At 44.9% G+C, this 4295-nt stretch carries 5 protein-coding genes; all 5 read right to left on the reverse strand.

Features of this window, described 5'->3' with window-relative positions:
* Nucleotides 1-456: imidazole glycerol phosphate synthase subunit HisH (hisH, locus tag ACEW8S_RS18375; protein ID WP_373519563.1), on the reverse strand; the 456-nt coding region annotated here is incomplete at its 3' end.
* Nucleotides 457-488: 32 nt separating this feature from the next.
* Nucleotides 489-1679, reverse strand: a complete 1191-nt coding sequence (gene hisB / locus ACEW8S_RS18380; RefSeq protein WP_373519564.1) for a bifunctional histidinol-phosphatase/imidazoleglycerol-phosphate dehydratase HisB — start codon at nucleotides 1677-1679, stop codon at nucleotides 489-491.
* Nucleotides 1680-1684: 5 nt separating this feature from the next.
* On the reverse strand, nucleotides 1685-2740 hold the full coding sequence (gene hisC, locus ACEW8S_RS18385) for a histidinol-phosphate transaminase (protein WP_373519565.1): 1056 nt from the start codon (nucleotides 2738-2740) through the stop codon (nucleotides 1685-1687).
* Between the two features lie 79 nt (nucleotides 2741-2819).
* Nucleotides 2820-4118, reverse strand: a complete 1299-nt coding sequence (gene hisD / locus ACEW8S_RS18390; protein ID WP_373519566.1) for a histidinol dehydrogenase — start codon at nucleotides 4116-4118, stop codon at nucleotides 2820-2822.
* 88 nt (nucleotides 4119-4206) lie between these two features.
* On the reverse strand, nucleotides 4207-4295 hold an 89-nt coding region (locus ACEW8S_RS18395; RefSeq protein WP_373519567.1), incomplete at its 5' end, for a hypothetical protein.

Below are 4295 nucleotides of genomic sequence, written 5' to 3' on the forward strand. Positions count from 1 at the left end.
GGCAATCGTTTCATCACATAAAGGCGCATAAAAACTGTGCACCAAATAAATATGTTCGTTCTCCCTAACTTCCTTAAAAACTGCGGATTTTAAATTAGATATTTGATTCCACCCTATTTGCGGAACTTTTACGGCATTCGAGAACTTTACAACATCGGTGTTAAAGATGCCAAGGCCTTTCGTATTTCCCTCTTCCGAAAAATTACACATCAGCTGCATACCGAGACAAATACCGAGGACCGGCTGCTTCAAATCAGGAATAAGTGAATCCAATTGGCTATCCCGCAACTTTTTCATAGCACTACTAGCCTCACCTACTCCCGGGAAAATGACCTTGTCCGCATACTGTATCTCTTCGATATCATGGCTTAAGATGGCTTCGTGCCCCAACCGTTGGATAGCGAATTTGATACTTTGTATGTTTCCTGCGCCGTAGTTTATTATTACAATTTTCATTTTTCGGTATTGGGTATTAAGTACAAAGTAACCTAAAGCATTCCTTTCGTGCTCGGCAGCACCATCTTCTCTACATCGCGCTTAACCGCCATCTTTATCGACTTGGCAAACGCCTTGAAAATCGCCTCGATCTTGTGGTGCTCGTTGGTGCCTTCGGCTTTAATATTCAAATTGGCCTTGGCGCTATCCGTAAAGGATTTGAAGAAATGATGGAACATTTCCGTAGGCATATCGCCTACTTTTTCCCTTTTGAATTCCGCATCCCAGACCAGCCAGTTGCGGCCGCCGAAATCGACGGCCACTTGCGCGAGACAATCGTCCATAGGAAGAAAAAAACCGTAGCGTTCGATACCTAGTTTGTTGCCTATGGCTTTATGGAATACTTCCCCCATCGCGATTGCCGTGTCTTCGATGGTGTGATGTTCATCGACTTCCAAATCGCCGTCGACCTTGATTTCAATGTCCATTTGGCCATGGCGGGCCAGTTGGTCCAGCATATGGTCGAAAAAGGCCAGTCCAGTTTTGATGTCGCTTTTGCCCGTACCATCAAGATTCACCTTTATAAAAATGTCGGTCTCGTTGGTTTTTCTATGGATTTCCGAAACCCGGCTTTCCAGTTTTAAGAACTCATAGATTTTCTCCCAATCCTTATTTTCCAGAGCGATTACCGAATCCAGCTCTTCTCGTTTTACGGTAATCTCGCCAGTGCCCAAATTGGTGTTGTCATTCATAAAAATACCCTTGGAGCCTAGATTTTTAGCAAGTTCCATGTCCGTCAGGCGATCCCCGATGACAAAGGAATTTTTCAAATCAAAATCTTCCGAAAAGTACTCGGTCAATAAGGCTGTACCCGGTTTACGGGTGTCGGCATTGTCATGGGGGAAAGTCCGGTCCAAAAAAACCTTGTTGAACACCACGCCTTCGTTTTCAAAGGATTTCAAGATAAAGTTATGCACGGGCCAAAAAGTATCCTCCGGAAAAGACTCCGTACCCAATCCGTCTTGGTTGGTAACCATGACCAGTTCGTAATCCAGTTCCTTGGCTATTTTCCCCAAAAAAGTGAAAGCCTTCGGATAAAAAATCATCTTTTCGAACCCATCGATCTGCTCGTCGACGGTTTCCTTGATAATCGTGCCGTCACGATCTATAAAAAGTACCTTTCTTCCGGCCATCTCCGATTCTGAACTTGCCCTTTTTGAACTATGTTGTTCTGCAGTTTTCATTACCTCTAGTTTATTTCCTTGAGTGCCATTACCAACTTAATATTTTCTTCGGGCGTACCGATGGTAAACCGCAATGTGTCTTTGCAGAGTGGTTGATTGTTCCGGTTTCTGACCACAATACCCTTTTTCAACAGCTGTTCGTAGCGCCTCTCGGCGTTATCGACCTTTACCAAGATAAAGTTCGCGTCGGAAGGATATACCTTTTCGATAAAGGCTACGTGCTTCAACACTTTCATCACCAATTTTTTTTGGTTCAGTAGTTCCGCAATTTCCAAGCGGATTCTAGAGACGCCCTGTAGCCTTTTCAAGGCGTGCTTCTGTGTCAGCTCGCTGACATTGTAAGGCGGTTTGATTGTATTCAGAACGGATATGATTTCTTTGGATGCCAGGCAGATACCCAAGCGAATGCCCGCTAATCCGTACGCTTTGGATAGCGTTTGAGTAATAATCAAATTGGGATAGTCTTCCAATTTTTTTGTCCAGCTTTGTCCATCGGAAAAATCGATATAGGCCTCGTCAATAACCACCAGACCTTTGAAATCTTCCAAAAGACGGATGATTTTCTCCTTCGAAAAACTATTGCCCGTAGGATTGTTCGGGGAACAGAGAAACAGCAATTTGGAATTTTCATCTGCCCGCTCTAAGATTTTATCCACATCTGGCTGAAAATTCCCGGTAAGCAGTACTTCGCGATTTTCGATATGGTTGATACCGGCAAGCACACTGTACATCCCGTAGGTCGGGGGCAAGGTGATGATATTGTCCACTTTAGGGGCACAGAATGCCCGGAAAATCAGATCCAAAACTTCATCGCTTCCGTTGCCCAACAGCATATTTTCTACGGGAACCGCTTTCCGCTCCGCCAAAACGGACTTCAAACGCCGCTGCTGGGGGTCGGGATAGCGGTTCACCCCGTTATCGAACGGATTCTCGTTGGCATCCAGAAACACCATTGGGGAACCATCGGCGACGTACTCGTCGCGGGCGGAAGAATAGGGTTTTAGGCCTTTTACGTTTTCCCGAATCAAGCTTTGTATGTTAAATTTCTTTTGTACTGGCATTTCCTCGTGATACTAGTGAGTTATTTTAAACCGTTTGGGTCGGACACACCCCTATCTGTTGAAGCGGACTTTTCCCATCTCAAGTGGAGATGTTATTTTTCAAACTCTCCAATCGCAACGTCACCGCATTTTTATGCGCCTGCAACCCTTCCGCGTCTGCCATAATCTCTATGGCGTTTCCTATTTCTTTGAGGCCCTCCTGAGTTATTTTTTGAAAGGTCATACTTTTCATAAAACTGTCCAAATTTACGCCACTGTATTGTTTTGCGTAACCGTTTGTGGGAAGGGTATGGTTAGTTCCGCTAGCGTAATCACCCGCACTTTCTGGCGTGTAATTACCGATAAATACCGAACCGGCATTTATTGTATTGTCAAGATAAAAATCCTCGTTTTCGACACAAACGATATAATGTTCAGGGCCATATTCGTTGATCAGATCGATGGCGGTGCTGTCATCGGCTACATAAATCAACTTACTGTTATCTATGGCTTTTTGAGCAATTTCTTTTCTAGGTAGCTTTTCGATCTGTTTTTCTATCTCTTTTTCCACCGCATCGATCATTTCTTTGGATGTCGATACCAATATTACCTGACTATCCATTCCATGTTCTGCCTGGCTCAATAGATCGGACGCCACAAAGACCGCATTGGCCGTATCGTCGGCTACGACCAAAAGTTCGCTCGGTCCGGCGGGCATGTCGATCGCTACTCCGTATTTCGTGGCAATTTGTTTGGCTACCGTTACATATTGGTTGCCCGGACCGAATATTTTATAGACCTGTGGGATGCTTTCGGTGCCGAAGGTCATGCCCGCAATGGCCTGTATGCCTCCGACCTTAAAAATTTGTGTTACCCCACAGAGATCCGCCGTGTACAAAATCGCCGGGTGTACTTTTCCCTCCCTATTCGGTGGAGAGCACAAAACAATTTCTTGACAACCCGCGATTGTTGCGGGAACGGCCAGCATCAAAATGGTCGAGAACAACGGCGCAGTGCCCCCGGGAATATAAAGTCCGACTTTTTGTATCGGACGCTTTTCTTGCCAACAGCGGACTCCCTTTACCGTTTCCACCTCAATTTTATCCGTTATTTGGGCTTTATGGAAAGTCTCGATATTCGTTTTCGCCAATTGGATGGCATCCTTCAGTTCAGATGATACCTGAGTCTTGGCTTCTTCCATCTCCATTTTAGAAACCTTCAAATCATCCAACACAACCTTATCGAATTTCTTGGTATAGACTTTTAGCACGTGGTCGCCCTCCTCCTGAACCTCCTTAAAAATAGTATTTACCTTCTGCTCGATATCGGCAATGGCCTGCGTTGGGCGTTTTAAAACGTCCATCCAATCGGCTTTATTTGGGTTATAAATTTTGTTCATTTTGATTTTCTTATGATGCAGGGCTAGACCTACAAGGTTCCGCCTACGGCGGGAAACCTTGCAGGTCGGTTAGTGAGACTTTCGTACTTTATAACACCATTTTTTCGATAGGGCAGACTAAAATACCTTCTGCCCCGGCCTCCTTCAATTCATGAATGACCTCCCAAAATTTGTCTT

Source organism: Pricia sp. (assembly GCF_041745955.1).
GTDB lineage: Bacteria > Bacteroidota > Bacteroidia > Flavobacteriales > Flavobacteriaceae > Pricia.